This is a genomic window from Amycolatopsis sp. YIM 10 (genome assembly GCF_009429145.1).
Lineage (GTDB): Bacteria > Actinomycetota > Actinomycetes > Mycobacteriales > Pseudonocardiaceae > Amycolatopsis.
The window spans coordinates 1727118-1753779 of the sequence record NZ_CP045480.1 but is presented as its reverse complement, the minus strand read 5'-3'; the positions used below and the strand labels follow the sequence as shown (position 1 = coordinate 1753779).

Sequence of the window (26662 nt, the reverse complement as noted above, 5' to 3'; positions counted from 1 at the left end):
CTGGCATCGGGCCCCTTACTTCTCGCGGAGGCGGGAGTGGCGGCGACCGTAGGCGAAGTAGATCAGCAGGCCCAGTGCCAGCCAGGCGGCGAACCGGATCCAGGTCAGCACGTCCAGGTTCAGCATCAGGTACAGGCACGCCAGCGCCGCCACGATCGGCAGGACCGGGGAGAACGGCACGGTGAACGGCCGCTGCAGGTCCGGCCGCTTGCGCCGCAGCACCGGGACCGCGATCGCCACGATGATCATCGCGGACAGGGCGCCGATGCTGACCATGTCGGACAGTTCGGTGATCGGCACGAACGCGGCGAGCAGCGCGATCAGCACCGCGCCGATGATGGTCACCCGGTGCGGCGTGCCCCAGCGCGGGTGCACCGTGCCCAGCTTTTTCGGCAGCAGCCCGTCGCGGCCCATCGCGAAGCCGATCCGGCCGATGGTCACCAGCTCCACCATCATCACCGAGGTCAGCCCGGTCACCGCGCCGAGCGAGATCAGCGCGCTGATCCAGTGCATGCCCACCGAGTCGAAGGCGTCGGCCAGCGGCGCGCCCTCGTCGATGTCGGTGAACGGCACCATGCCGGTCAGCACCAGCGAAACCCCGATGTAGAGCAGCGCGCAGATGCCGAGCGCGCCGAGAATGCCGACCCGCAGGTCCTTGCGCGGGTTCCTGGTCTCCTCGCCGAGGTTCGCCAGCGCCTCGAAACCGGTGTAGGCGAAGAACACGATCGCCGCGGCGGTGAGCACGCCGGCGAGGCCGAAGGCCGACTGCTCCAGCCCGAGCCCGGCCTCCACCACCGGCTGGTGCAGCACGTCGGCGTCCTCGCCCGCCGGTCGCGACGGCGGGATGAACGGGGTCAGGTTCGACCCCTTCACGAAGAAGATCCCGATTCCCAGGATCAGCAGGCAGACCGCGACCTTGACCACCACGAGCACGTTGGTGAACAACGAGGACTGCTTGATCCCGGCCACCGCGACCACCGTCAGCACGGCGATGATCAGCACCGCGCCGATGTTGACCGTGGCGTCCTCGCCGAACCACTGCGGCGGCAGGCCCAGCAGGTTCGCCAGGTAACCGGACCAACCGCGCGAAACCACCGCCGCGCCGAGCGCGAACTCCAGCAGCAGGTCCCAGCCGATGATCCAGGCGAACACCTCACCGAGCGTGGCGAAGGCGTAGGTGTAGGCGCTGCCCGCGGTCGGCACGCTCGACGCCAGCTCGGCGTAACAGAGCGCGGCCAGCCCGGCGACCACCGCGCCGATCACGAAGGACAGCGTCACCGCGGGCCCGGCGTGTGTTTTCGCCTCGACCCCGGCCAGGGTGAAGATCCCGGTGCCGATGATGATGCCGACCCCGAATCCGACCAGGTCACGGCCACGCAGGCGGCGCTTCAGGTCACCGGTTTCCTGTCGCGCGAGCACCGTGTCGACGTCCAAGGTGCGCATGATTCCCATTCGGGCACCGTAGAAGTTCCGGCCTCCCTCCGCAGCGCAACGGACTAGGCGAACAGCCGATCGGCGCAGTCGGCGACCAGGTCCTCCGCGTATCCGGGGATCTCGTTCCCGGCCCGCAGGTGCCGCCGGACGGTCGAATAGGGAATGTCCACTGTGGCCAGAACCAGCCGGTCGGCGCCCTCGGCACCGGAGTGGCCGACGCGGTCGGCCAGTGCCCGCAGGGCCCGGTCCACCTGGGCGTTCCGCTTGGCCAGCCGGTCGCGGGCGTCCTCCGGCCACGACGGCTCACCGAAGTCCACCGGCCCGTACAGCAGCACCGCGGCCTGGTCGGGATTCGCCCGGCACCAGGCGACCACGTGCCGTGCGGCCGCGGCGGGCGAGTCGCCGTCGAGCGCGTCGAGAAAGCCCTCCTGGAACCGTTCCACGGTACGCAGCCACAGTTCGGCGAGCAGCGCGGACCGGCTCGGGAAGCGGTGGTAGATCGACCCGCTGGGCGCACCGGCGGCACGGGCCACCGCGGTGACGGTGACCGAAGCGGGCCCACCGGAGGCGGCCAGTCCGGCGGCGGCGTCGAGCAGGCGGTCCGTGTCGTGGCGCGGCGGCCGTCCCATGGCGGGCAGGGTACCGCCAACCGATACGGTGTGCGCAGGCGAACGCGAGGAGTACTCATGTCCGACCACGATCCCGATTTTGTCCCCGACGGAATCGACCTGGACCACCCGAATCCGGCCCGGATCTACGACTGGTTCCTCGGCGGCACCGCGAACTGGGCGATCGACCGGGAGTTCGGCGCGAAGGCGGTGGCCGCGTTCCCGATGGTGCGCTCGATGGCCAAGGTCGGCCGCGAGTTCCTCGGCCGCGGTGTGCACTACCTCGCCCGCCAGGGCATCACGCAGTTCCTCGACCTCGGTTCCGGCGTGCCCACCGTGGGCAACGTGCACGAGATCGCCGACTCGGTGAACCCGAACAGCCGCTGTGTCTACGTGGACAACGAGCCGGTGGCGGTGGCGCATTCGCAGATCCTGCTCGAACGCGAGGGCGACCTGCGACGGCACGCGGTGATCCAGGCCGACCTGCGCGACCCGGAGAACATCTGGGAGCGCGCGATGGACACCGGCGTGCTGAACCCGAAGGAGCCGATCGGGCTGATCATGGTGAACGTGCTGTACTTCGTCAGCCCGGAAGACGGCCCGAACGAGATCATCGCCCAGTACCGCGACCTGCTGCCGTCCGGCTCGTACTTCCTGTCCTCGCACATGACCGTGGACGGGGTCCCGGCCGAGGGTGAGGAGGAGCGGGCCGAGGTCCGCCGCCAGTACCGCAATTCGGCCACGCCGCTGCACCTTCGCTCGCGTGAGGAGTTCACCCGGTTCTTCGACGGGTTCGAACTGGTGGAGCCGGGCATCACGTGGATCCCGGAATGGCGCACGGACGAACGCGTCTCCGAGGCCACGCGGGACTTCCTCGCCGCACCGGCGACCAGCAGCGCCTTCGCCGGACTGGGGTACAAGCCCTGACTAGGATCGGGGTGTGGCGAGTGACGGGCTGAGCGTCGACCAGGGCATCCGGACCCTGTTGCTGCTCATGCCGCGGATGGCGGGCCGGATCAAACGGCTCCCGGTGCCCGAGCAGCTCCGCTCGTTCTCCCTCGCCCCGCGTCACCTGTCGCTGCTCGCCTACCTGCTCTTCGACGGGCCGATGACGGTGAACGAACTGGCGCGCCTGCTGGAGGTCGCGCCGGCCACGGTGAGCCTGATGGTCGGTGACCTGAGCAGGCAGGGCGTGCTCGAACGCCGTGAGGACAGCCAGGACCGGCGGCGCACCATCGTGAGCATCGCCGAGCAGCACCGCGACGCCGTGGACGCCTGGCTTTCGGCGGGCGCGAAGGCCTGGCGCAAGGCGCTGGAACCGCTCACCCCGGAACAGCGGCGGTTGTTCGTGGAAACGCTGGAGACCTACGAGCGGGAAGCGGCCGCTCAGTCCTGATCGCCCTGGCGGCGGGTCAGGTTCATCACGGCCCACACCGTGCGGGTGGTGCCGTCGCCGCGCACGCCCCAGTCGATCGGCAACTGCTCCAGCAGCAGCCTGCCGTCGGCGGTTTGCTCCGGTGACACCGGCTCCGGGAGGTCGCCGGTGGCCTCGGCGTCCAGTTCGAGGTGCAGGCGCGCGGCCTGCCGGTTCAGCCCGAGCCGGATCTCGGTGACCTGCTCGCGGTAGCGCTCGGCGTCGGAAATCAGCTCGTCGACCACGAGCAGGGTCTGGTGCACCGATTCCGGCGTGGCCCCGTCGAGCATCAGGCGCACCTGGCTGCGGGCCCAGGACGCGCTCTCCGGACCGTCGGTCAGCGACATCCTGGCGTTCAGGATCTGGTCAGGCCTCGGCACAGTCAACGTCGACTCCTCCCAGCTGCTCGGCTGGTTCTCTGTACCCGGAACCCGTCCGGGGGAAACCCCGGAGAGTGAACACAATGAACGAAAACGTGACCACGGTCACCACCACCGTGATCCTTGACCGGCATTCGGCCCGTTGATCAAGGAGGATCACGTGCTCCGACGACCCCGTTCCGCCCGGCTGCTGCTGGCGGCCGCCGCGGTGCTCCCCGCGCTGCTGGCCGCCGCCCCGGCCACCGCGAGCCCCGGGATCCCCGACCGCCCGGTGCCGACCACCGGCTGCGGACGCACCCCGCCGGTCACCCCCGGCACCACCGGCGCGCAGACCCTCGTCTCCGGCGGGTCGACCAGGGAGTACACCGTCCACCTCCCGGCGAACTACCAGCCACACCGGCCCACCTCGCTGGTGCTGTCCTTCCACGGGCACAAGCGCACCTCGCGGTGGCAGGAAGAACTGTCGGAGTTCTCCGGGGTGAACACCATCGCGGTCTACCCGCAGGGCCTGATCGGCACCGACGGCGGTTCGGCCTGGACCGGCGCGCCCTACTCGGCCGACGCCGACGACGTGCTGTTCACCAGCGACCTGCTCACCAAGCTGCAATCGCAGTTGTGCGTGGACGCGAAGCGGATCTACGCCACCGGCAAGTCCAACGGCGGCGGGTTCGTCGGGGTGCTGGCCTGCCGCCTGCCCGGCCGCATCGCCGCGTTCGCGCCGGTGGCCGGGGCCTACTACCCGCAGGGCGGCGAGTGCTCGCCGAGCCGGCCCGCCCCGATCCTCGCCTTCCACGGTACCGCGGATGCCACCATCCCGTACGACGGAAACCCGGAGAAGGGTTTGCCCGCAATTCCGGACTGGCTCGGAAAATGGGCGGAACGTGACGGTTGTTTCGTGAACCCGGTGACCTATTCACCACAGGAAAAAGTGACCGTGCAAAAGTGGCTCGATTGCGACGAACGGAGCAATCTGCAGCACTACCGCATCGACGGAGCCGGGCATGTTTGGCCCAGCACCAAGCCGAACAACGACTCCGCGACGCCGACGGTGCTGGACGCGACACCGGTCATCTGGCGCTTTTTCCAAGGTCAGCGCCTCCGTTAAGCGAGAATACGGCTGACCATATTTCGAATTGGCAACGTCGCCGTCATGGGGTAACCCTTACCGGGTTTCTCTCGCATGGAGACAGCGGAGAAGCTCTGCGTCCACCCGTCCCAGACCTGCGGCGCGGCGGTGGCCGAGGCCGCGACCGGCGACCAGGCCGCGCTCGAACGGCTGATCGCGGCCGTCCGGCCGCCGGTGGTCCGGTACTGCCGCGCGCGCATCGGCAAGCACGGGGACAGCTTCGACCCGGCGGACGAAGTGGCGCAGGAGGTCTGCATCTCGGTGCTGACCGCCCTGCCCACCCGCCGGGACGACGGCTCGCTCCGCGCGTTCGTCTACGAGATCGCGTACAAGCGCGTCGGTGAGGCCCGCACGGGCACCGGGGACGTCGACCGGTTCGGCACGTTCGTCCGTGAGCTGCCGGAGATCGAACGGGAGGTCGTGGTGCTCCGCGTGGCGGTCGGCCTCAGCGCCGAGGACACCGCCGAGGCACTGGGCAGCACGCCGAGTTCGGTGAAGCAGATCCAGCACCGGGCGATGAACCGCCTGCGCGACACGGCTTCCTGAGCCAGTGCCCAAGTGGTCACGATCGGAACCACTAAGCCAGGCCGGTGCGGTCGATCTCCAGCACGCAAGCCGCCGCGCTGCTTCGGTTGCCCACCCTGGTGAACCGGGACGAGGCCGCCTTGAACAGGCGCGCGGCGTCCTGGCACTCGCCGAGCACGCGGTACGCGCGGCCGATGTCGAGCCGCACCTGCGCGGCGCACTGGTCGTCACGCAGGGACTCCAGCCGTTCGAGCGCCTGGTACAGGCTGGCCAGCGCGCGCTCGGGATCACCGCGGCGCAGGTGGAGCTGACCGAAGCGCCGGAGCACGAGCGCCATCCGGTGGTCGTCGCCGAGTTCGGCGCACAACCGGCGGGCCTGGTCGAGCGCCGATTCGGCCTCGGCGAGCCGGCCGAGGTCGAGACAGATCGCGGCGATCGAGGTGTGGCTGTGGGCCGCACCGAGCCGGTCACCGCATTCGACGAACATCTCCAGCGCGCGGACCGTGCGCGCGTGCGCCTGCTCGGGTCGCCAGGTCACCCGCGAGACCACGCCGAGCCCGGTCAGCGCGCGGGCCATGCCGAGCCGGTCGCCGAGCACGGCGCTGATCCGGTACGACGCGCCCAGCGCGTCCACCGCCTTGCCGAACTCGTCCCAGTAGATGTGCAGTTGCCCGAGCCCGCGCAGCAGCGCGGCTTCCCCGCGCCGATCGCCCGCGGCCCGCACGGCGGCGAGCGCGCGGCTGTGGCACCGGGCCCATTCCTGGTAGAGCCCGCGGTAGTCGAAGTAGGAGGCCACCGTCGCGGCGAGTTCCCAGGCCAGTCCGGCGAACCCGGCCTCGGCCGCGTGGCCGATCGCGTTCTCGATGGCCTGCTGCTCGGTTTCGAACCAGGCCAGCGGATCGGCGGGCGGTTCGATGGCCACCGGCCACCGCCTGGCGTCACCCGGTTCCGGCCGCAGCACGCTGCCGGGCAGCCGGGCGGCAGCCCGCTCGGTCAGCCACAGCAGTCCGCCGAGTACCCGCTCCAACGCCGAATCCCGTTCCGCGGCAACGGTTTCCGGCAGGGCGGCGCGGACGACGTCGTGCAGCCGGTAGTGGCGCCCGCTCTCCAGGAGCAGCTGCCGTCCGTGCAGGTCCCGCACCACTCGCTCGGCTTCGGCCAGGTCCCCGTCGACCACCGCCGCGGCCATCCAGGGGGAGAACTCGGGCATCGGCAGCGCGGCCAGCCGGGTGAGCAGCTCCCGCGACTCCTGGTCGACCGGCCGTCGCGGTTCCCCGCCCTCCGCACGCAGGATGCCGACCTGGATCGCGCGCAGCGACGCCGACGGCTCCACCCCCAGTTCCTCGACCAGCCTGGCACGCCACCGGCGGTAGACCTCGAGCGCTTCGGCGGTGCGGCCCCGGTTCGCCAGCGCGGTCATCAACAACTCGCAGAACCGTTCCCGGAACGGGTGCGCGGTGATCAGTTCACGCAGCTCGGTGCTCAGGTCGTCGTCGGCACCGATCCACAACTGCGCGTCGATGCATTCCTCGAGCGCCGCGAGCCGCCGTTCTTCCCAGCTGGTGACGAATTCGGCGAGCGCGTCGAGGCGGATGTCCTCGAACACCGGGCCGCGCCACCACGCCAAGGCCTCGCGCAGGGCGCACACGCCGTCCTCCCGGCGGCCTTCGGCGAGCAGCTCACGACCGCGCCGGACCGCGTCCGCGTAAATGTCCACATCGGACTGACCGGGCATGACGGTCAGCCGGTATCCCGGCCCCACCGTGGCAATCGGGTCGTCCGCGCCCGGTTCGCGCAGCGCCCGGCGCAGCTGCGAGACCAGGCCCTGGATCTGCACCCGGTAGCTGGCGGGCGGCAACGCGCCCCACAACGCCTCGGCGAGGCGGTCCACCGAGACCACCTGGTTCGCCTCGGCGAGCAGGAGCGCGAACAACCGCCGCGCCTGCGGCCGCCCGAGCCGCACCTCGACCCCGTTCCGCGTCACCAGCAGCGAACCGAGTGCCCGGTACAAAACCGTCATGCGCAACCCCCCAGGTCGACTGACACATGTGACAGTATCAGCTCTGGGTGTCACATCGGTGAGGAATTCACCTACGGATTTCGGCAACCCCGCTCCCGTGGTTAGGTCGTTCCATGCGAGAGGACGTCCGCGCGCCGAAACAACCACTGGACCGGACGGCCAGGGTGACCGTGCTGCTGCTGTTCGCGGCGTGGACCGTGGACTACGTCGACCGCCTGCTGGTCAACCTGGCACTGCCGCAGATCGGCGCCGACTTCGGCCTCGACCACACCGAGCAGGGCCTGGTGCTGTCCGCCTTCTTCCTGGCCTACGCGTTGTTCCAGATCCCCGGCGGGCTGCTCGCCGACCGGTTCGGCGCGGTGCGGGTGATGCTGGTGGCGGTGCTCGCGTGGTCGGCGTTCACCGCGCTGACCGGACTGGCCGGGCTGGTCGGCTCGTTCGCGTTGCTGCTCGTGGTGCGCTTCCTGTTCGGCGCGGCGCAGGGCGTGTTCCCCGGTGCGTCGATCAAGGCGTTGTCCGAGCGCACCGAACCGGGCCAGCGGATGACGGCCAACGGCTGGATGCAGAGTTCCAACGCGTTCGGCGTGCTGCTCGCACCGGCCATCGCCGCGCCGCTGATCGCCTGGTGGGGCTGGCGGGGCGCGTTCGCCGCGATCGCGGTGCTGGGCGTTTTTGTCTTCATGGCACTGCGGAAGTGGCTGCCCGCCCCACGCACGACGGCCGACCGGCAGCCGGGCGGCGGGCGGGCCGTGCTGCTCTCGCCGGTGATGTGGCGGTTCGCGCTGATGTTCTTCGGCTACGACGTGATCGTCTGGGGTCTGGCCTCGTGGGTGCCGTCCTATCTACAGAGCGAGCGGGGGCTCACGCTCACCGAGGCGGGCGCGATCACCGCGCTGCCTGCCATCTTCGGCGGGGTGGCGGTGGTGCTCGGCGGGCGGTGGAGCGACCGGCTGGGCGGCAGGCACCGGGTGGTCGTACTGCCCGCGATGGCCGCGACCGCGGCCTGCCTGGTGGTGATGTCCCACTCGGAGCCGACCGCGTTGTTCGCCGTGTTCCTCACGCTCACCGGCTTTTTCGCCGCGCTCTGCTACATGCCGGTCTTCGCCGTGCCGCTGCGGAGCCTGCCCGCCGAACTGGCCGGGGCGGGCGCCGGGCTGATCGTGTTCGGCGGGCAGTCGGCGGGCATGGTCGTCCCGGTGGTGATGGGCGCGCTGGTGGACGGTTTCTCCTACCGGGTGGCGTTCCTGGCGCTGCTGTCCGGCGTGGTCCTCACCGTGCTGGCGGCGCTGGCGACACCGCAGACCACCGAGCAGTTCAAGCTTCGCTGAGCTTGCCCGCGCCCGGGTGGGCTATATAGAGTTCTGCCTATGCCGAGAATGACCCTGCAGACCCAGGCCGTGCTCGCGGTGTTCCTCGAGCGCGACGCCGGTGAGGTGTGGGGGTTCGAGCTGAGCAAGGCGAGCGGGCTCCCGGCGGGCACCATCTACCCGATCCTCCAGCGCCTGACCGCGGCCGGCTGGGTGTCCAGCCGCTGGGAGCAGGCGGAGCACGCGCAGGAAGCCGGCCGGCCGCCACGCCGGTACTACACGCTCACCACCGAAGGCCGCGCGCGAGCGGTGCACGCGCTCGCCGAGGGCGCGAAGAAGCGCGCGAGCCTGTCGCGCCTGCTCGGGCCGGCCGAGGAGGGTGCATGACCGCGCTCGTCCACAGTCCGCGGTGGTGGCTGGCGCCGTTCGCGCTGGCGACCGCGTCGCTGCTGCTGGCCCGCACCGAATGGCTCATCGCCGCCGTCAGTCTGGTGTGGACGGTCACGGCGACGATGCTGGCGGCCGCCGTGCTCGTCGGTCTCACGCGCCGCTGCCTGCCGAGCGGGCTCACCGTGCTCGACCGGCTGGCGATCGTTCTTCCCCGCGCGGAACGGGCGAACTGGCGCGCCGAACTCGTTTCCGTGCTGCACGCCTGCGAGGGGCGCGAGCGGACGCGCCAGGCTCTCGGTTTTCTCACCGCGCTGCCGGTCACCGCGGTCACCAGCCGGGTCCACCGGTGATCCGGCTCGAATCCGTCGGGCAGCGTTATCGGCGCGGGCCGCTGGTCTTCGAAGGCGTCGATCTGGAGATCAAGCCCGGTGAGCCGATCGTGGTGCTCGGTGAGAACGGCACCGGCAAGTCGACCCTGCTGCGGGTGATCGCGGGGTGCGGCACGCCGTCGGAAGGCCGCGTCACCGGACGGCCGCCGACGGTGGGGTACGTGCCCGATCGGTTTCCCGCGCACCTGCGCATGTCGGCGTCGAGTTACCTCCGGCACCTGCGGCGCATTCGGGGGCGCTCGGCCGGAAACCCGGAGGAACTGTTGCGGCGCTTGGGTTTCTCCGGTGGGTTGTCGACGCCGATGAGCCAGCTGTCCAAGGGCAACGCGCAGAAGGTCGGCTTGGTGCAGGCGCTGACCAGCGGGGCCGAGCTGCTGGTGCTCGACGAGCCGTGGTCCGGTCTGGATGTGGGCGTGCGACCAGTGCTCACCGACGAGATCACCGCTCTCGTACCGACCACCGCGCTGGTACTGACCGACCACACCGGCACCGCCGACGCCCTGCCAGGACGACAAAACCTCCACCTACGCAACCGACAACTCACCCCCGCCCCCGACGGCTCAGCCACCAAGAGCAACCGCAGCCGCGAAAGCAGAGGCGCGGGCACCGTGGTGATCACCTTGTCCTGCCCCGAAACGCTTACCGGGTCCGTGGTCGCCGAGGCCACCAGGCTCGGCGCCACCGTCGAAGGGGTGCACCGACCGTGAGTTGGGCCCTGGTCCGGTACTACAGCGCGGATCTCCTGCGCTCCCAGCGCTTCCTCCTGCCGTTCCTGCTCTACGGCATGCTGCTGGCGCCGTTGTTCGGCGGCGACCCCGGTCCCCCACCGGGCACCTGGGCGGCCTCGGTCCTCGCGCTGTACCCGGTGTCGGTCTGGCTCACGGTCACCGTGGCCAACACCGAAGACCCGGTGCAACGCCAGGTGACCATCGCCGCCGCGGGTGGGCGGGGGCGGGTCACCGTCGGCATCCTGCTCACCTGCCTGCTCGCCGACCTCGTCCTGGCGGCGTTCGCCCTGCTCTGGCCGGTGCTGGCCACCGCATACGACTATCCCCCGCACCTACTCGCCGCCGGTGCGCTCGCGCACTTCGCGGCCGGTGCCACCGGCACCGCGGTCGGCCTGCTGTGTGCCCGCCCGGTGGTGCGGGGCATCGGCTGGACCGCGGTGCTCGGCGCCACGGTGGTCGCGGCGACCGGTTTCCAGCGCTGGCTCCCACCGGTCGGCGAGGCCGCGCGAACCCTGGTGGACACCCCCGTTTCGCTGCCCACCCTGGCGTTCGACGCGGCGCTCGCCCTGGCGCTGGCCGCGGTGGCCGGCGTACTGGTCAGCCGAGTCCGAGCAACGTAGCGAAGCGGCCGACCATCATGTCGGCACCCTTGATCTCCGACGTGGTCGCGGCGTCCAGCAAGCCCGACTCGGGCGTGTACGACGCACCGCGCTTCGGCCCCAGCGGCAGCGCCATGGCGGGCGGCGCGGCCTCGTAGGTGCTCAGTGCACCGTCGCCGCCGATGAGCGCGCGGATGTTCGCCGCGACCACCTCGGCGTGCTCCGCCGCCGCCCTGGCCATCTTCGCCTCCGGCACGTCGGTGATGTCACCGATCGCGAAAACCCGCTCCTGACCGGACAACCGCAGCTCCGGGGTGACCTCGACGCGCCCGTCCGGCAGCCGGGCCGCGGCCAGTTCGCCGGTCAGGTAACCGGTGGTGGGCACGATGCCGAAGCAACGGAACCACAGGTCCGCGGTGATCTTGGTGCCGTCGGCCGTCTCCACGGTGAAGCCGCCCTCGGCCGGTGGTGTCTCGACCGACGTACCCAACAGGAGTTCCACGCCGAGTTCGTCGAGCTGGCTCCGCACCGAGGCCCGGAACTCCTCGGGGAACCGGCCGAGCAGCTCCGGCTCCGGGTCGACGATGGTGACCGCCTTGTCCGGCCACTTCGCCTTGATCTCCCCCGCCAGTTCGAGTCCGACCGGACCGGCGCCGAGCAGCAGCACGCTCCCGGCCGCGGCGAGTTCGTCGTGCGCGGCCCGCAGCCTGGCCTTGGCCGCGGCGGTGTCGCGCTCGGTGAACTTGGCCGGGAACGGGTACTCGGCCCCGGTCGCGAGCACGACGTAGTCCGCCTCGATCCGCTCGCCGGAGCCCAGCGTGACGGCGCCCGCGTCGGCCGCCACCGCGTGGTCGCGCACCACCCGGCCGCGCTTGAGCAGCTGGTCGTACGGCAGGAAGATCCGCTCGGCGAACTCCGGCTCCACCAGGCCGCGCAACGCGGCGACGTGGTGCACGAACTGCTCCTTCGGCTCGACGAGCACCACTTCGGCCACGTCGTCGAGCGCCTTCGCGGCGGACGCCCCGCCGTACCCGCCCCCGACAACCACCACGGTCGCTGTCATCTTCGCCCCTTGTTCGTAGTACGTACTGTTGGTTATGCGAACTACTGTAGTTCGTGGTGCGAACGAACGTCAACTACACTCGGGAACATGAGCGACGGGACCGAGCTGGCGACCGCACTGGTGCGGTTGTCGCACCTGGTGCAACGCGTGTTCACCGACGCCAGCCGGGACCACGACCTGACCCAGCCGCAGGCGCAGCTGCTGTGCGCGCTGATCGCCGGGCCGGTGGGCATGACCGAGCTGAGCCGGATACTGCACCTGGAGAAGTCGAGCCTGACCGGGCTGGTGGACCGGGTCGAGCGCCGCGGGCTGGTCGCCAGGGTGCGCGACGACCACGACCGGCGCGCCTGCCAGATCCAGCTGACCGAGAAGGGCGCCGAACTCGGCGATCGCGCGCACAACGACGTGGTCGACCGGCTCGACGAGCTGACCGCGGGCCTGCCCGCCGAGACGCGCGAGCTCCTGGCCACCGCGTTGTTCGGACTGACCACGCAGTCCGAAACCGGACGGCAGGTATTCGAACCCGCCGCGGGGAGCTGACGACTCGCCCCCGATCGGGCTAACGTGCGCGCATGAAAATTACGCACCGGTGGACCATCGCCGTGGTTTCCGCGCTGGCACTGACCGGGCTGGCCACCCCCGCCCAGGCCGCGCCCACCGCCCCGACCGTGCAGTGCGAGTTCACCCCGACCCCGGAGAACCCGGCCGCGCGGCCGGTCCAGCCGCCGTCGCCGACCGCGTCGGCCAAGGGCACGGCGAAAGCGGTGCTGCAGACCAACTACGGGCTGGTCGCCATCGAGCTGGACAAGGCGAACGCGCCGTGCGCGGTGCACAACTTCCGGCACCTGATCCGCAGCTGGTTCTACCAGCACACGCAGTGCTTCCGGCTGACCGCTTCGCAGCGGCTGGGCGTGCTGCAGTGCGGGGACATCCACGAGGTGGAGAAGGGCGGGCCCGGTTACCGGTTCCCCGATGAGGTGACCGGCAAGGAGACCTACCCGCGTGGCACGGTCGCGATGGGCAACCAGGGGCCGGGCACCAACGGCAGCCAGTTCTTCGTGGTGCACTCGCACGCGAACATCGATCCGAAGTACAGCGTGCTCGGGCGCGTGGTGTGGGGCATGGACACGCTCGACCGGATCGTCGCCGCGGGCATCGCGGACGGTGCCGACGACGGTGCGCCGGCGCACCCGGTCCGCATCCACTTCGCACTGACGACGTAGGCGTCACCTAGGGGTCGGGCGGCGGGAGATTCCCGGATGTTCCCGGGGATCTCCGCTGCCATCGTTCATCCCACAATCGTGGATGGACGGAGAAAATCATGAAGCCTGCCGTGGTCAAGGGAGCTTTCGCCGCCGGGCCGGTGCTGTTGCTCGCCGGGGTGATCGCGATGAAGTTCGGCTGGAAGGGCAACACCGGGCTCGACTGGGGCATCGCGCTCCCGCTGTGGACCGGGGCGCACCTCGCCTACATCCTCGGTTATCTCGCGTTCGGCGTCGTGCTCGTCGCGATGTGGGGCAGAGCCAGGAAAAACGCGCGCGGCGGCGGCGAACGGGCGGTCGCCGACGTGCTCGGGGTGGCCGGGCTGATCGGGCTGATCGCCATCCAGGGGCAGATGGTGATCGACCTGATCGTCGGCTTCCGGGCCGAGAACCGCGCCGGGATGAGCGCGATCTCCCGGTCCATCCACGACCTGCCCGCCTTCGACGCCTTCTTCTACGGTGCCGTGCCGTCGATGCAACTGGGCGCGGTCGCGCTGCTGGTGGTGCTGCTGGCCTTCCGCCGGGACGTCCCGCTGTGGGCCGCCGGCACCTTCGTCATCGGCGCGGCGTGCGTCGGGACCCAGGTCACCGCGCTGATGGTGCTCGGCGGCGCGGCACTGTGCGTGGCGCTGCCCGCGATGCGCGAGACCACCGCGCCACGGGTCCCGGCCATGGCCGCCTGACGAAGATCGGTTCGGCCACGAACCGGCTTCGGGCCTGGCTTCGGCGCGCGGCGGCTGCGAGACTGGGCCGCCCTGGTCCGGTTCCTCCGGATTGTCCCCCGCGGAGGTTTCGCTGTGGAATCCTCGGTCGCCACCACCGTGCTGCTGCCCATCGCGCTCGGCGTGATCATGTTCGGGCTCGGGCTTTCACTGACCACCAAGGACTTCGCCAGGGTGCTCAGCTATCCGAAGGCCGTGGTGGTGGCACTGGTCTGCCAGGTGCTGGTCCTGCCGGCGGTCTGCTTCGGCCTGGTCTACGCGCTTTCCCTGCCGCCGGAGCTGGCGGTCGGCATGATGCTGCTGGCCGCCTCGCCCGGCGGCACCACGGCGAACCTGTTCAGCCACCTCGCCCACGGGGACGTGGCGCTGAACATCACGCTCACCGCGGTCAACTCGCTGCTGGCCGTGCTCACCCTGCCGCTGGTGGTCAACTTCGCGCTCGGCCACTTCATGGCCGGGGACGCCGGGATCGGCCTCCAGTTCGGCAAGACCGTGCAGATCTTCGCGATCGTGCTGGTCCCGGTGGCGCTGGGCATGCTCGCGCGCCACCGGATCCCCGCCTTGGCCGACCGGGCGCAGAAGCCGGTGAAACTGCTGTCGGTGCTGTTCCTGGTCGGCACCATCCTGGTGGCCGTCTACCAGGAGCGGGAGAACATCGGCGGTTATCTCGCCGACGTCGGGCTGGCGACGTTGCTGTTCAGCGTGCTCTCCATCAGCGTCGGTTATCTCGCGCCGCGGTTGTTCAAGGTGGACCGCAGGCAGTCGATCGCCGCCGCGATGGAGATCGGCATCCACAACAGCGTGCTGGCCATCACCATCGCGCTCACCCTGCTGAACAGCACGCGGATCGCCATTCCCGGCGCGGTCTACGGCATCGTCATGCTCTTCACCGCCGGCGCGTTCGGCTTCCTGATCAGCCGCCGGGTGGCCGCGCCGCCGGTAAGCTCACCGCGATGAGCGTCTTCACCACGGTCCAGCGCTGGGCCGACGAGGAGCCCGGCCGGATCGCTCTGCGGTTCGGCGAGCAGACGTGGACCTGGGCCGAGCTGGTGAGCCGGGCCCGCCGCAACGCCGGTGCCCAGCTCGCGGCCGGGTTGCGCCCCGGTGATCGTGTCGCCTTCCTGGACAAGAACCATCCCGCCTGCCTGGAGACCACGCTGGCCTGCGCGCTGGCGGGCACGGCCAACGCGGTGGTCAACTTCCGGCTGGCTCCCGACGAACTGGTCTACGTGATCAACGACTCGACCGCGCGCGTGCTGTTCGTCGGCGCGGAGCTGCGCGGGGTGGTCGACGGGATCCGGGACCGGCTGGAGACCGTCGAGCGGGTGGTGCCCGTCGAGGACTATGAGGATTTCCTCGCCACCGCAACGGAATTCATCGAGGAGCACGAGCCGTCGCCGGACGACTGCTTCCTCCAGCTCTACACCTCCGGCACCACCGGCCATCCCAAGGGCGTTCAGCTCACCCACCGCTCGATGCTGGCCCACGCCGACGCGGCGACCGATGCCTTCCACTTCGAGCGCGACTCGGTGAACCTGGTGGCCATGCCGCTGTTCCACGTCGGCGGCACCAGCTGGGCGCTCGCCGGACTGGGCGTAGGCTGCGAAACGATCGTCGTGCGCGAGGTGGTACCGGACCGGATCCTCGCGCAGCTCGGCCGGGACAACGTGACGCACGCGTTCTTCGTGCCCGCGGTGTTCGGCTTCTTCCTCCAGGTGCCCGGGGTCGAGAGTTACGACTACTCGAGCCTGCGGTGCCTCGGCTACGGCGGCTCGCCGATGCCGGAACCGTTGCTGCGACGGTCGATGGCCGCGTTCGGCGTGGACTTCTACCAGGTGTACGGCATGACCGAGGCGTCCGGCGTGTTCTGCGTGCTCGACCCGGAGGACCACCGCGCGGGCGAGCGGCTCACCGCGGCGGGCAAGCCGGTGCGCGGGGTGGAGGTGCGGGTGGTCGATCCGACGACCGGCGAGCCGGTGCCGGACGGTGTGGTCGGCGAGTTCCGGATCCGTGGTGAGCAGGTGATGGCCGGGTACTGGCGCCGACCGGAGGAAACGGCCGCGACGCTGGAGGACGGCTGGCTGCGCACCGGTGACGCCGGGCGCCGTGACGAAGCCGGTTACCTCTTCGTCGAGGACCGCGTGAAGGACATGATCATCTCCGGCGGCGAGAACGTGTACCCGGCCGAGGTGGAGCGCGTGCTCAGCGAGCACCCGGCGGTCGCCGAGGTCGCGGTGATCGGTGTGCCGGACGAGAAGTGGGGCGAGACGGTGAAGGCGGTCGTGGTGCCGTCCGGCGATCTCGACGAGGCGGCACTGCTCGACTACTGCGCCGGCAAGCTGGCCGGGTACAAGCGACCGACCACTGTGGACCTGGTGGAGGCGCTGCCGCGCAACGCCACCGGCAAGGTCCTCAAGCGCGACCTGCGTGCCCCCTACTGGGCGGACCGGGACCGCGCTATCTAGGGATTGACCGCCAGGAACAGGAAGGCCGCCAGCAGCACCAGGTGCACGCCGCCCTGCAGGCGGGTGGCGCGGCCAGGGACCACGGTGAGCACGCTGACCACCATGGTCAGTCCGAACAGGACCATCTGCGTGGCGCCGAGGCCGAGCATGAGCGGGCCGTCCAGCCAGATGGTGGCCACCGCGATCGCCGGAATGGTCAGGCCGATGCTGGCCATCGCCGAACCGTAGGCCAGGTTGAGGCTGATCTGGACGCGTTCGCGCAACGCGGCCCGCAGCGCGGCGAGCGTTTCCGGCGCCAGCACCAACAGCGCGATCACCACGCCGACGAAGCTCGGCGGGAAGCCGACCGCCTTGACCCCGGCCTCGATCGCCGGTGACTCCACTTTGGCCAGTCCGACCACCGCGACCAGCGCGACCAGCAGCAGGCCGAGGCTGAGCAGCGCGGCCTTGCCGCTGGGCGGGTCGGCGTGCCCGTCGCCGTCGGCGTCGGTGGACCCGCTCTCGGTCTCCACCGGCAGGAAGAAGTCGCGGTGCCGGACGGTCTGGGTGAACACGAACATGCCGTACAGCGCCAGCGAGGCCAGCGCCGCGAAAACCAGCTGCGCGCTGGAGAACTCCGGTCCGGCCTGGCTGGTGGTGAACGTCGGCAGCACCAGGCTCAGCGTGGCCAGGGTGGCCACAGTGGCCAGTGCGGCGCCGGTGCCCTCGGCGTTGAAGTGGGTGAAGCTGTGCCGGATCGCGCCCGCCATCAGCGCGATGCCGACGATGCCGTTGCAGGTGATCATCACCGCGGCGAACACGGTGTCCCTGGCCAGCGACGCGGACTCCGGTCCACCTGAGACCATCAGCGTGACGATCAGCGCCACCTCGATGACGGTCACCGCCACCGCGAGCACCAGCGAACCGAAGGGTTCACCGACGCGGTGCGCCACCACCTCGGCGTGGTGCACCGCGGCCAGCACGGTGGCCGCCAGCACGATCGCGACCAGGATGACAAAGAGCGTGTTGAGGTCCCGGCCCCAGGTCACGGCCAGCACGAGGGCCGCGAGCACCGGGACCACGGTCGTCCAGGACAACACCGGGGATCGAGTGGCCATGCCGCCAGCCAACCAGACCCCCGGCCACCTCGCCCGTCGGCCTCACCCCGCCGGGACCGCACGGACCGAGGACAGTCCGGTCAACTGGAACGCGGTCAGTCCGAGCACGGCCACCGCCTGGACCAGCACAAACGCCGTGCCGAGACCGGTGAGACCGCCGAGGAAGGCGTACGCCGCGCTGCCCAGCACGTAGAGCACGTTGATCGAAATCACTTCGCGGACCATGCCCGGCTTCAGCCCCGAGGACACCCAGCCGACAAACGCCGCCCAGCCCACGAGCCCCACCCCGGCGATCAGCGACACCGGCACCGGAATGCCGAGCGGCTCCGCCAGCACCGCGCACAGCGCCGCCAGCACCAGCCCGAGCGCACCCGAAGCGAGCGCGTCCATCCGCAGCACGTTACGAAGTTCGAACATCGTTCCTCCTGTTTTCGTTCCGATGCCCCAACTTTCGTGGTTCACGCGGGCCGAGTCGATTACCCGGGAGGTAATGCGCGAACGGCCACCACGGCGGGCGAGCACCTGGCTAGGATCCCGCCATGACCGTGAATCGCAGGCACATGCTCGGCTTGGGCGGCGCGGCCGCCGCCGGTGTGGTGCTCGGCTCCGCCTCCCCCGCTTCCGCCGAAGAAGAGATCGTCGCCACCGACGCCGCTTCGGCCAATCGCAAGATCGCGCGGGTCTACGCCCGCGAAACGTACCGCGCACAGGGCACCTGGTCGTCCTACATCGGCGTGGCCGGTGCGTCGGCCCCCGCCGTCGAGGACCGCGCCGACGAGGTCGTCGAGGCCTACAGCGTGAACAAGATCGCGGTGGCCACCGCGGTGCTGGACAAGGTCGACCGCGGCCTGCTCACGCTGGACCAGCGCGTTGACGTCACCGCCGGCATCGTCATCAAGGACACCGACGGCATCTTCGGCCTCGACGGCGCCTACCCCAGTTCGGTGACGCTCGGGCACGCGATGGCCGCGCTGCTCACCCTGTCGGACAACACCGCGGTCCGCCTGTGCGGACTGGTCTGCCCGGCCGCCGAACTCAACGAGATCCTGCGCGCCAAGGGTTTTGTGCACACCCAGGTGGTGCCGGTGGCCAACCCGAACCGGTTCTTCCTCGGCACCACGACCCCGCGTGAAACCTACGACCTGCTGCAGAAGCTGGTCGGCGGCACGCTGCTGTCCCCGGCTTCGACCGAGTACCTGCTCAACGTGCTGCGCTCGCTCAGCTCGTTCACCGACGGCATCCGGCTGAACCTCAGCTCCGACGAGCGGCTGCGCGTGGCGACCAAGGCGGGCTGGTTCAACGACGGCCGCAACGAGGCCGGGATCGTCTTCGACACCGAAGGCAAGCCGATGATCACCTACTCGCTGTTCGCCTCGGGCCCGTTCACCGGCGACGCGGCGGCCAACGACACCAACTTCGGTGCCACCCACCCGGCGCTGCGCGCGCGGCAGGCGATCGGGCGGACGCTGGTCGATTCGGTGGGAAGGTTCTCGGCGCCGGCCGCGTTGACGTTCAAGGCCAGGGCTTACCGGCCGTCGAACGGCGGCTGACCCGCCAGGAACGGAGTACGCCATGCCGGACAGGAAGGTGCTGGTCCCCGGACCGGACCACCCGATCACCATCGAGCCCAACCCGAACCGGATCGTCGTCACGGCGGGTGGGCGCACCATCGCCGACACCACCAAGGCGCTCACGCTGCGGGAGGCGAACTATCCGGCGGTGGCCTACATCCCGCGCGAGGACGTCGACGTCTCGGCGTTGGAGCGGACCGACCACCAGACGTACTGTCCGTACAAGGGCGAGTCGGCGTACTACAGCATCACCGGCGGTGGGGAGAACGCCATCTGGACCTACGACGAACCGTACGACGCGGTCGCCGAGATCAAGGGGCACATGGCGTTCTACCCCGACCGCGTGGACAGGATCGAGGAAACCCCGAAGTGATCCGAGCGGCGGGCGGCAGCGAGGTCGGCACCAGGTACCGGGAGAACTACGACGTCTGGCACCTGGCCGAGGACCCGCTGCTGGCCGTCGTGGCGGACGGGATGGGTGACGGGCCGGGCAGCGCGATGGCCGGCCGCACCGCGGTGGACGTTTTTGTCGCCGGTGCCGCACCCGATCCCGCCCGCCTGCGCGAAGCCGTCGCGCTGGCGCAGCGCCGGGTCGGCGACTTCGGCAGGCGGCTGGGCGGGCTGGCGGGCTGCACGCTGACCGGGCTGGTCGCCGACGGCACGACGTTCTGGCTCACCCAGATCGGCGATTCGCGGGTGTACCGGCTTCGTGGCAGGCAGCTGGAGCTGCTCACCACCGACCACACCATGGCGTGGCTCGGTGCCGTCCACGGGTGGTACGCCTTCGATTCGCCCGAGGCCGCCGCCGCGCGCTACCAGCTCACGCGCTACATCGGCCACGGTGACGAGCCGGCGCCGGACGTGCTGAACGTGGCCGCACTACCGGGCGACGTGTACCTGCTGTGCACCGACGGCATCGCCGAGCAGGTCCCGTTCGCCGCGCTCGCGGAGATCCTCGGCCGGGGCGCCGCCCCAGCCGACCAGGTGCGGCGGCTGCTCGCCGCCGCGAATGCCGCCGGCGGCAAGGACAACGCGACCGCGATCGTGATCGCCGTCGACTGATCGCGCAGCCGCCGTGCCGTGACACCCACCAACAACCCGGCGGCCGGCAACGCCAGCCAGCAACGTCAACAAACCACCGCTCAGCAAACCGTCACCCGGCAACAAAAACGGGACCACCCACCAACCCACCCCCGGGCCTTCGCCGTAGTCACACTGAAAAACCGGGGTGCGGAACTACGAACCCCTCACACACCAGCCAAATACGCAGCAGCCTTCTCCGGATCCAAGAACCAGTGCTGAAAATCGGACGGATCCTGGAACCCGTTGGCGAACCGCCGCGCCACCTCCGGCTTCACCCCCGCCGTCCCGATGATCTCCAGCACGTGCGGAGGCGGCGGCTGCAGCATCGCGTTCGTCCAGATCGTGACGTGCTGCGCGTACTCCCAGTACGTGTCGAAGGCGCTCTTCATCCACTGCCGGTCGAACGGCTTGTCCCCGTTCTCCAGAATCGAGTCCAAATAGGACGCGGCGCACTTGCTGGCGTTGTTCGAGCCCTGGCCGGTGATCGGGTCGTTGGCCACCACCACGTCCGCCATGCCGAGCACCGCGTGGCCCGACGGCAGCTCGCCCACGGCGTTGCGCACCACCGGCGTGTACCCACCGGCGAGCGTGGCCCGCGCGTCGGTGAGTTCCACCTCGGTCGCGCGGTCGTACTCCCACGGCAGGTACTGCTTCATCAGCGCCAGTATCCGGTCGAGGTGCTCCTGCGGGTGCGGGTTGTCGGTGAACACGTCCAGCGGCCCACCCGGAATGCCTTCGAAGAACAGGATTTCGCAGTTCCCGCTGAGCGTGTACGCGGGAATGATGAACAGCTCCCCGATCCCGGGAATGATGTTGAACCGGACGGCCGAGAAGTCCGGGTGCTCCGGGCGCGGCTTGAGGCCGTGCACGTAGGCCAGCGAAAGCGCGCGCTGCGGCTGGGTGTACGGCGACAGCTCCGGGATCCGGTCGAACAGCTGCACCAGCTCGCCCTTGCCGGCCGCGACCACCACCAGGTCGTACATGCCCGCCAGCGAGTTCAGGTCCGAGGTGGTCACCCCGTGGATGATCAGCTTCCCGCCGCGCTCCTCGAACTTCTCCAGCCAGCCCGCCATCTTCACCCGCTGGTCCACCGACTGCGCGTAGTTGTCCAGCTTGCCGACCCAGTCCAGCGCGCGGCTGCTGTCCGGCGCGGCGATCGACACGCCGAGTCCCTCGACCTTGACCGTCTCGGCTTCCCAGAAGTTCAGCCCGTGGTCCCGTTCGTGCTGCAGGGCCAGGTGGAACATGCACTGGGTGGACATCACCCGGCCGGCGCGGATCTCGTCCGGCGTCCGCGCCGACATCACGGTGACCTCGTAGCCGTCGTGCTCGAGCAGGCTCAGCCCGAGCTGGAGGCCGGACTGACCGGCGCCGACGATCAGGATCTTGGGCATGTGGGGACGTCCCTCCAGGAAAGGCGGTTCTTCGAGAGGAATCAGGCGGGGCTGAACTCGGCGCGCGGCACCCCGCCGGGCACCGACAGCCTCGCCATCGACATCGTGTGCCGGACCACGTCCTGCAGCACACGCTGCACGGAACCGCGATCACGCGCGTCACAGGTGACCAGCGGGACGTCGTCGCTGAGCGCGAGTGCGTCGCGCACCTCGTCCACCGAGTGCGTCAACTCCCCGTCGAACAGGTTGATCGCGACGATGAACGGCAGGTCGGAGTCGTTCTCGAAGTAGTTGATCGCGGCGAAGGACTCGTCCAGGCGGCGGGTGTCCACCAGGACCACCGCCCCGAGCGCGCCGCGGCACAGGTCGTCCCACAGGAACCAGAACCGGGGCTGCCCCGGCGTGCCGAACAGGTACAGCAGCAGGTCGGAGTGCAGGGTGATCCGGCCGAAGTCCATCGCCACCGTGGTGGTCGACTTCTTTCCCCCGTCCGGGGGATCGTCCACGCCCTGGCCCGCCTCGGTCATCCAGGCGTCGGTGTTCAGCGGCGGCACCTCGGAAACGGCGCTCACCAGCGTGGTCTTCCCCACCCCGAAACCACCCGCCACGACGATCTTGGCCGAAATCGCCGCCAAGGGATCTCCGGCGTCCGGGTGCGCGAGGCTCGACTTGCTCATCATGTCCTTTCCGCGGTGCTCAAGGCCTCGTCTAGACGGGGAGCCGCTTGAGCCCGTCGAGGACTCGTTCCAGCAGCGACAGGTCGTGGGAGTAGGTGTGCGCCGTGGAGTGGATGTGCACCGCGCCCTGCGACGCCAGATCGCTGATCAGCACGCGGACCACGCCGAGCGGCATGGTCAGCCCGGCGGACAGCTCCGCGATCGAGGCGCGGGTGCGGGCGCGTTCGTAGATCGCGCGTGACTCCGGCATCAGCGCGTCGGCCAGCGCCGGGTCGTAGTTCGGCACCGAGATCAGCGTTTCCACCAGCAGGTGGTGCCTGCTGCGGGTCCGGCCACCGGTGAGCGTGTACGGGCGGACGCGCCGGCTGCGCATCTTGCGGACCGGCTGCTCGGTCACTTCGTCAGTGGACACGTAGTTCACCTTCTCCCGGCCGGTCAGGCCTGCGGCCTGCGGGCGGTGAGCACGCGCCGCAGGTCGGCCCGTATCTCAGGGGTCAGCACGTGGCCGGCGTTGCGGACGAACTGCGTCATCTCGTACGCGACGACCTTCATGTCGCAGTCGGGGCCGGTCAGCACGGCCAGTCCCGCGCCGACCCCGATGCCCATGAACAGGAAGTAGCCGTGGGTGAGCCGGATGATGATCTGCTCACAACTGCCCTTGTGGAACAACGCGGCGCTGTTGCCGGCGAGGCTGAGCAGGCCGCTGGCGATGGCCGCGAGCTGTTCGGCGTCGTCGTTGTTCATGCTGTCCGACGAGGTCAGCGGGAAACCGTCGGCTGACATGATCAACGCGTGGCTGACCCCGTGCACCTTGTGCACGAAGTCGTTGATCAGCCAGGTGAAATCCTGCTTGCCGGAACTGTGCTGGGCGGCGGTCACGCTTGGGGTCCCTCGGGTGGTTTCGCTGGGTCGTTCTCGTCTCTGGCGCCACCGGGGTCGCGCTGCTGCTCCTCCAGCGCGGCGCGTTCCCCGTCGGAGAAGGCACCGAGGTCGGCGAGCAGCCGGTCGTGGCCGTCGACCGGGTCCTCCGGGGCGGGCGGCGGCTCGTCCTCGCCGGTGCCCTTGATGCTGCGGGGTACGCGGCGGGGCAGGCCGCCGGCGGTGATCCCGCCGCCTTCGTCGTCGCCACGGGGTGCCGGCGACGGTTTGCGCTTGGTCAGCGGCTCGGCGGTGGCGGTGGCCCCGGAAGCGCCGGCGGTGCGCTTGGGGAGCGGGCTCGACGAGCCGCGGCGGGCCAGCGGCACGGCCTCGGCCTGCGGTGCCATGGTGGGGGTGAACCCGTTCGACGGCACGACCACCGTGGCGGTGCCCGACCAACTGGCCTCGGGCAGCTCGCCGACCAGTTCGGCGGGCAGCAGCACGGTGGCGGTGGTGCCGTGCGGGACGCGGCGCTCCAGCCGCACCCGCATGCCGTGCCGCACGGCGAGCCGTCGCACCACGGCCAGGCCCATGTGCCGCACGGAGGCGTGGTCGAGCACCGGTTCGGCGTCGAGCCGGTCGTTCAGTTCGGCGAGCCGTTCGGCCGGCATGCCGATGCCCTCGTCCTCGATGCGGATCAGCACGCTGCCCTGTTCGGTGAGGTGGGCGCTGACCCGGACCGGGGTGTTCGGCGAGGACTGGCCGGTGGCGTTGTCGAGCAGTTCGGACAGCAGCCTGCTCAGGTCCTCGGCGGCGAAGCCGACCACGCCCAGCGAAACCACTCGGCCGATGGAAACCCTGGCGTAGTGCGTGATCGAGGACATGCCGGCGCGGATCACGTCGACCACCGAGGCGGTCTCCCCAGCGTTGTCCCCGGCCTCGCGACCGGCGAGCACCCGCAGGTTCTCCGCGTTGCGGCGCAGGCGGGCGGCGAGGTGGTCGAGCCGGTAGAGCTCGGCGAGCCGCTCGTCGTCCTCCTCGCGCGCTTCCATCTCCTCCAGCTGGGAGAGCAGGGAGTCGACCAGGTTGAGGTCGCGCAGCGCGACGCTGGCGCAGATCCCGGCCAGCGCCTCCTGCTCGGTGTTGTCCACCGGGGGCGCGGGCGCAGGGGCCTCGATCACCCTGGTGCTCCGCACCGGTTGCTGATCGGGAGTGCTGAGGAACTGGACCGCTGCCGCGCGCGCCCGATCTCGCAGCACCCGCGAGCGATCCAGTAGTTCCCGAGCCCGCGTCGCCATCTGCCTGTCTACCCTTTTCGTCGCGTACGGCTCCGTTTGCCCACCGGCCCTACGCCGACGGTCGTAGTGCAACATGCAAGCAGACACCGTAGCCGATGTCCACAAAAAGCTCTCGCTCGCCTACAGTCGGTCATACCGTTACCGCGCCACGTATTCGATCGTGATCTTTACTGTCCACTGTGGACGATCCTTTTCCTCGGTGGAAGACCCGCTTCACCGCGGCCATGTCCTGCCCGGCATCCTTGGCCGCGCCCCCGGCGGGGAACGCGGGCGGGTACTCGCCGTCGATCATCGCCGAGCCCTTGAGCTGCGCATACGGGCTGTCCAGGCCGAGATCCTCGGCCAGCCGCACGCTCTGCGCGGTGGCGGCGGTGATGGACAGCACCCAGGCGTTGGCGGCCAGCTTGAGCCGGTGCCCGTCGCCGGGCCGTTCGCTCACCCGGACCGCGCGCGAGCCGATCGCCTCGAACACCGGTGCGACCGGCTCGCGCAGGACCCCGGCACCCGCGGCGAGCACCACCAGCGTCCTCGGCGGGCTTGCGGGTCCCGAGCACCGGCGCGTCGACACAACGGCCACCGAGCCCGGCGAAGCTCTCGGCGGCCTCGACGCCGACCGTGCCCGACTGCACCCAGATCCCGGACAACGCGGGCAGCGCCTCGGCCATCACCTGCCGGACGGCGTCCGCGTCGAACAACGTCGAACAACATGGTGAGCACCACGTCCGCATCCCGCACCGCGGCCGCCGGATCCGCACCCGCTTCGGCGAGCGCCCGCGCCCATGATCCCCGTGCCGAGTACGGTCACTTCGCTCGTCATCGAAAGCTCCTCGAAATTCCGCGCACGGCGGGAAAAACGGACAAGTACCCGATCCGGCTACCCTGGCCGGGGTAACTCCGCCTCACCCGGAATTCACCCGGTGGATGCCTTGCCATATCAGGGTTTCCGAATTTCTCCTTGGCGCGCAAGGGAAAGCCGCGAGACCGCGCGATCGGCGGCAGACCGCGGCCGAATTCGTTGGTATGTTGGAGTTCTCCGAGGTTCTGGAGGTGACGTGGCGGAGAACCCCGACTTCGGCGTGGTGTGGCGCGGTTATCACCGCGGTCAGGTCGAGCAGTGTCTGGAAGAACTGAGAGCCGAGCTGGCCGAGGCGGTGGCGAGCCACGAAGCCGCGGTGTCCCAAGTGGAAGACCTCGAAAAGCAGGTGGCGGTGCTGCTCGAGGACAACCAGGAACTCCAGGAGGCACTCGACCGGGTGTGCCAGACGCCGATCGAGCCCGACGGGCTGACCGAGCGGCTCCGGCACATGATGGAACTCGCCCGGCTGGAAGCCACCGAGATCAGAGCCACCGCGCACGCCCAGCGCGAGCGGGACGAGCAGCGCCGGAAGCAGACCGAACTGGATTTCGAACTCGCGATGTCCGCGCGGCGACGGGAGGCACTGCACAGCATCGAGGTGCGGAAGGCCGAGGCCGCGGCGGAGGTGGAGCGCATCCTCGCGGAGGCGCGGGCCAGGTCGGAAGAGGCCGAGGACCTGCGCGCCCAGATCGTCAGCCAACTGGAGGCAGCCAACAAGATCCTCGAAGAGGATCGGGTCACCGCGGAAGTCGCCGGGGAGGCCTGAGCCGCGTCAGCGGAACGGCACGGTCATGCAGGCCACCCGGCCGCCGGCCTGGCCCGCTTTGCCGTGCTCGGTCGCGGTGTGCTCCTCGGCGTGCACCACCACCGATGCCGGTATCCGGTCGCTGAAGCCGAACGGCACCTCGGTGCGGGATTCGCCGTCGCCCTCGGCGTTCGTGCGCAGGTCGAGCCAGAACTCGTTCTGCGGATTCGCGTACGCCGGGTCCTTCGACGGTTGCTCCGGGGTGGCCGCCGGATCGACCCGGTTCTGGAAGTGCGGACCCGCCGCGTCACCCGTCGGCCCGCACGGCTTGGCGTGCAGGTGGACGGCGTACCCGCGGTTGGGCGCCAGCCCGTCGGCATCGAATTCGACCAGCGTGCCCGCCCCGGTCGACCTCGCCGAGACGCCCAGCCCCGCGCCCACCGGCGCCGCCGCCTGGTCGTAGGTGAAGGCGTCGGTCGCCTGCTCGGGCGCGGCGAGCTTCCGCTCCTGCTCGATGTCGACCGCCGCCGCGCCGTTCACCTGAGGGTTTTCATCCGCACTGTCCGGTTCGTCCCCGCACCCGGCGGCGAGCAGACCCACCGCCGCGCACCCGATCACCAGTTCCTTGCTCCTGCGCATGCTCCTGGACTT

Annotated in this window: 33 protein-coding genes; 19 read left to right on the top strand and 14 right to left on the bottom strand. The window is 70.2% G+C overall.

All coding sequences use genetic code 11. The features are described 5' to 3' along the window. Positions 1 to 15: 15 nt before the first annotated feature. Together YIM_RS08710 and YIM_RS08705 are read right to left on the bottom strand one after the other, a co-directional pair. A complete protein-coding gene (locus YIM_RS08710) occupies positions 16 to 1452 on the bottom strand; it encodes an amino acid permease (protein ID WP_194240087.1) in 1437 nt (478 codons plus the stop codon). 44 nt (positions 1453 to 1496) lie between these two features. Beyond that, positions 1497 to 2063 carry a TetR/AcrR family transcriptional regulator gene (locus tag YIM_RS08705; protein ID WP_153029840.1) on the bottom strand — a complete coding sequence of 189 codons (567 nt, stop codon included), beginning with the start codon at positions 2061 to 2063 and terminating at the stop codon, positions 1497 to 1499. A 57-nt stretch (positions 2064 to 2120) separates the two neighbouring features. On the opposite strand from YIM_RS08705, the gene YIM_RS08700 reads away from it, so the two are divergent. Together YIM_RS08700 and YIM_RS08695 are read left to right on the top strand one after the other, a co-directional pair. Beyond that, the gene (locus YIM_RS08700) at positions 2121 to 2969 is read left to right on the top strand and encodes an SAM-dependent methyltransferase (protein ID WP_153029839.1); all 849 of its coding nucleotides are present in this window, start codon (positions 2121 to 2123) and stop codon (positions 2967 to 2969) included. Between the two features lie 67 nt (positions 2970 to 3036). Beyond that, positions 3037 to 3438, top strand: a complete 402-nt coding sequence (locus YIM_RS08695; RefSeq protein WP_194240304.1) for a MarR family winged helix-turn-helix transcriptional regulator — start codon at positions 3037 to 3039, stop codon at positions 3436 to 3438. On the opposite strand, the gene YIM_RS08690 is transcribed toward YIM_RS08695, so the two are convergent. Next, positions 3429 to 3842 carry a hypothetical protein gene (locus YIM_RS08690; protein WP_153029837.1) on the bottom strand — a complete coding sequence of 138 codons (414 nt, stop codon included), beginning with the start codon at positions 3840 to 3842 and terminating at the stop codon, positions 3429 to 3431. The two genes, YIM_RS08695 and YIM_RS08690, sit on opposite strands and share 10 nt — an antisense overlap. Positions 3843 to 3996: 154 nt before the next feature. Between YIM_RS08690 and YIM_RS08685 the strand changes: the two genes are divergently transcribed. Together YIM_RS08685 and YIM_RS08680 are read left to right on the top strand one after the other, a co-directional pair. Beyond that, entirely contained in the window at positions 3997 to 4941 is a 945-nt protein-coding gene (locus tag YIM_RS08685; protein WP_153029836.1) for a PHB depolymerase family esterase, read from the top strand. A gap of 75 nt (positions 4942 to 5016) precedes the next feature. Then, a complete protein-coding gene (locus YIM_RS08680) occupies positions 5017 to 5508 on the top strand; it encodes a sigma factor-like helix-turn-helix DNA-binding protein (protein WP_153029835.1) in 492 nt (163 codons plus the stop codon). A gap of 31 nt (positions 5509 to 5539) precedes the next feature. On the opposite strand, the gene YIM_RS08675 is transcribed toward YIM_RS08680, so the two are convergent. After that, positions 5540 to 7507, bottom strand: a complete 1968-nt coding sequence (locus YIM_RS08675; RefSeq protein WP_153029834.1) for a BTAD domain-containing putative transcriptional regulator — start codon at positions 7505 to 7507, stop codon at positions 5540 to 5542. Positions 7508 to 7620: 113 nt separating this feature from the next. Between YIM_RS08675 and YIM_RS08670 the strand changes: the two genes are divergently transcribed. The 5 genes from YIM_RS08670 to YIM_RS08650 are packed head-to-tail and all read left to right on the top strand — an operon-like array spanning position 7621 to position 10941. Next, the gene (locus YIM_RS08670) at positions 7621 to 8835 is read left to right on the top strand and encodes an MFS transporter (RefSeq protein WP_228004635.1); all 1215 of its coding nucleotides are present in this window, start codon (positions 7621 to 7623) and stop codon (positions 8833 to 8835) included. Between the two features lie 39 nt (positions 8836 to 8874). Continuing rightward, the gene (locus YIM_RS08665; protein ID WP_153029833.1) at positions 8875 to 9201 is read left to right on the top strand and encodes a PadR family transcriptional regulator; all 327 of its coding nucleotides are present in this window, start codon (positions 8875 to 8877) and stop codon (positions 9199 to 9201) included. Continuing rightward, positions 9198 to 9554 carry a hypothetical protein gene (locus YIM_RS08660; protein ID WP_153029832.1) on the top strand — a complete coding sequence of 119 codons (357 nt, stop codon included), beginning with the start codon at positions 9198 to 9200 and terminating at the stop codon, positions 9552 to 9554. The genes YIM_RS08665 and YIM_RS08660 overlap by 4 nt, the downstream gene beginning before the upstream one ends. Continuing rightward, positions 9551 to 10300 (top strand): ATP-binding cassette domain-containing protein, encoded by a 750-nt coding sequence (locus YIM_RS08655; RefSeq protein ID WP_228004634.1) that lies wholly within the window; start codon positions 9551 to 9553, stop codon positions 10298 to 10300. Before YIM_RS08660 ends, YIM_RS08655 begins: the two co-directional genes overlap by 4 nt. Then, a complete protein-coding gene (locus YIM_RS08650; RefSeq protein ID WP_153029831.1) occupies positions 10297 to 10941 on the top strand; it encodes a hypothetical protein in 645 nt (214 codons plus the stop codon). Before YIM_RS08655 ends, YIM_RS08650 begins: the two co-directional genes overlap by 4 nt. On the opposite strand, the gene YIM_RS08645 is transcribed toward YIM_RS08650, so the two are convergent. Beyond that, positions 10919 to 11983, bottom strand: coding sequence for an FAD-dependent oxidoreductase (locus YIM_RS08645; protein ID WP_153029830.1), 1065 nt, complete (start codon positions 11981 to 11983; stop codon positions 10919 to 10921). The genes YIM_RS08650 and YIM_RS08645 overlap by 23 nt on opposite strands. A gap of 87 nt (positions 11984 to 12070) precedes the next feature. On the opposite strand from YIM_RS08645, the gene YIM_RS08640 reads away from it, so the two are divergent. From YIM_RS08640 to YIM_RS08620, 5 genes are all read left to right on the top strand, one after another. Continuing rightward, positions 12071 to 12523, top strand: coding sequence for a MarR family winged helix-turn-helix transcriptional regulator (locus YIM_RS08640; RefSeq protein ID WP_153029829.1), 453 nt, complete (start codon positions 12071 to 12073; stop codon positions 12521 to 12523). 32 nt (positions 12524 to 12555) lie between these two features. After that, the gene (locus tag YIM_RS08635; RefSeq protein WP_153029828.1) at positions 12556 to 13206 is read left to right on the top strand and encodes a peptidylprolyl isomerase; all 651 of its coding nucleotides are present in this window, start codon (positions 12556 to 12558) and stop codon (positions 13204 to 13206) included. Positions 13207 to 13304: 98 nt separating this feature from the next. Then, positions 13305 to 13928: a hypothetical protein gene (locus YIM_RS08630; RefSeq protein ID WP_153029827.1), complete on the top strand. Its 624-nt coding sequence runs from the start codon at positions 13305 to 13307 to the stop codon at positions 13926 to 13928. A 114-nt stretch (positions 13929 to 14042) separates the two neighbouring features. Further along, positions 14043 to 14924, top strand: a complete 882-nt coding sequence (locus YIM_RS08625) for a bile acid:sodium symporter family protein (protein WP_153029826.1) — start codon at positions 14043 to 14045, stop codon at positions 14922 to 14924. Then, on the top strand, positions 14921 to 16432 hold the full coding sequence (locus YIM_RS08620) for a long-chain-fatty-acid--CoA ligase (RefSeq protein ID WP_153029825.1): 1512 nt from the start codon (positions 14921 to 14923) through the stop codon (positions 16430 to 16432). The genes YIM_RS08625 and YIM_RS08620 overlap by 4 nt, the downstream gene beginning before the upstream one ends. On the opposite strand, the gene YIM_RS08615 is transcribed toward YIM_RS08620, so the two are convergent. Then, positions 16429 to 17529, bottom strand: a complete 1101-nt coding sequence (locus YIM_RS08615) for a calcium:proton antiporter (RefSeq protein ID WP_153029824.1) — start codon at positions 17527 to 17529, stop codon at positions 16429 to 16431. The genes YIM_RS08620 and YIM_RS08615 overlap by 4 nt on opposite strands. A gap of 42 nt (positions 17530 to 17571) precedes the next feature. Next, positions 17572 to 17946 (bottom strand): hypothetical protein, encoded by a 375-nt coding sequence (locus YIM_RS08610; RefSeq protein WP_153029823.1) that lies wholly within the window; start codon positions 17944 to 17946, stop codon positions 17572 to 17574. 122 nt (positions 17947 to 18068) lie between these two features. Here YIM_RS08610 and YIM_RS08605 point away from each other — a divergent pair, with 122 nt between their 5' ends. Genes YIM_RS08605 through YIM_RS08595 form a run of 3 tightly spaced genes read left to right on the top strand, consistent with a single transcriptional unit; the run spans position 18069 to position 20162 of the window. Continuing rightward, entirely contained in the window at positions 18069 to 19079 is a 1011-nt protein-coding gene (locus YIM_RS08605) for a serine hydrolase (RefSeq protein WP_194240086.1), read from the top strand. Between the two features lie 22 nt (positions 19080 to 19101). After that, positions 19102 to 19473, top strand: a complete 372-nt coding sequence (locus tag YIM_RS08600) for a DUF427 domain-containing protein (RefSeq protein WP_153029822.1) — start codon at positions 19102 to 19104, stop codon at positions 19471 to 19473. Then, positions 19470 to 20162 carry a PP2C family serine/threonine-protein phosphatase gene (locus YIM_RS08595; protein WP_153029821.1) on the top strand — a complete coding sequence of 231 codons (693 nt, stop codon included), beginning with the start codon at positions 19470 to 19472 and terminating at the stop codon, positions 20160 to 20162. Before YIM_RS08600 ends, YIM_RS08595 begins: the two co-directional genes overlap by 4 nt. A 185-nt stretch (positions 20163 to 20347) precedes the next feature. On the opposite strand, the gene YIM_RS08590 is transcribed toward YIM_RS08595, so the two are convergent. The 6 genes from YIM_RS08590 to YIM_RS08565 all read right to left on the bottom strand — a co-directional run bounded on the left by YIM_RS08590 (position 20348) and on the right by YIM_RS08565 (position 24930). Then, positions 20348 to 21577, bottom strand: a complete 1230-nt coding sequence (locus tag YIM_RS08590; protein ID WP_153029820.1) for a styrene monooxygenase/indole monooxygenase family protein — start codon at positions 21575 to 21577, stop codon at positions 20348 to 20350. Positions 21578 to 21618: 41 nt separating this feature from the next. After that, complete coding sequence (locus YIM_RS08585; protein ID WP_228004633.1) at positions 21619 to 22257, bottom strand: ATP/GTP-binding protein; 639 nt, start codon at positions 22255 to 22257, stop codon at positions 21619 to 21621. Positions 22258 to 22285: 28 nt separating this feature from the next. After that, entirely contained in the window at positions 22286 to 22627 is a 342-nt protein-coding gene (locus tag YIM_RS08580; protein WP_153036861.1) for a DUF742 domain-containing protein, read from the bottom strand. A 62-nt stretch (positions 22628 to 22689) separates the two neighbouring features. Further along, the gene (locus YIM_RS08575; RefSeq protein WP_153029819.1) at positions 22690 to 23133 is read right to left on the bottom strand and encodes a roadblock/LC7 domain-containing protein; all 444 of its coding nucleotides are present in this window, start codon (positions 23131 to 23133) and stop codon (positions 22690 to 22692) included. Continuing rightward, positions 23130 to 24410: a sensor histidine kinase KdpD gene (locus YIM_RS08570; protein WP_153029818.1), complete on the bottom strand. Its 1281-nt coding sequence runs from the start codon at positions 24408 to 24410 to the stop codon at positions 23130 to 23132. The genes YIM_RS08575 and YIM_RS08570 overlap by 4 nt, the downstream gene beginning before the upstream one ends. 130 nt (positions 24411 to 24540) lie before the next feature. Continuing rightward, on the bottom strand, positions 24541 to 24930 hold the full coding sequence (locus YIM_RS08565; protein WP_194240085.1) for an NAD(P)-dependent oxidoreductase: 390 nt from the start codon (positions 24928 to 24930) through the stop codon (positions 24541 to 24543). A gap of 17 nt (positions 24931 to 24947) precedes the next feature. On the opposite strand from YIM_RS08565, the gene YIM_RS48545 reads away from it, so the two are divergent. Together YIM_RS48545 and YIM_RS08560 are read left to right on the top strand one after the other, a co-directional pair. Then, positions 24948 to 25193 (top strand): hypothetical protein, encoded by a 246-nt coding sequence (locus YIM_RS48545; RefSeq protein ID WP_194240084.1) that lies wholly within the window; start codon positions 24948 to 24950, stop codon positions 25191 to 25193. 269 nt (positions 25194 to 25462) lie between these two features. After that, positions 25463 to 26032: a hypothetical protein gene (locus tag YIM_RS08560; RefSeq protein WP_153029817.1), complete on the top strand. Its 570-nt coding sequence runs from the start codon at positions 25463 to 25465 to the stop codon at positions 26030 to 26032. 6 nt (positions 26033 to 26038) lie between these two features. On the opposite strand, the gene YIM_RS08555 is transcribed toward YIM_RS08560, so the two are convergent. After that, complete coding sequence (locus tag YIM_RS08555; RefSeq protein WP_153029816.1) at positions 26039 to 26650, bottom strand: superoxide dismutase family protein; 612 nt, start codon at positions 26648 to 26650, stop codon at positions 26039 to 26041. Between the last annotated feature and the right edge of the window lie 12 nt (positions 26651 to 26662).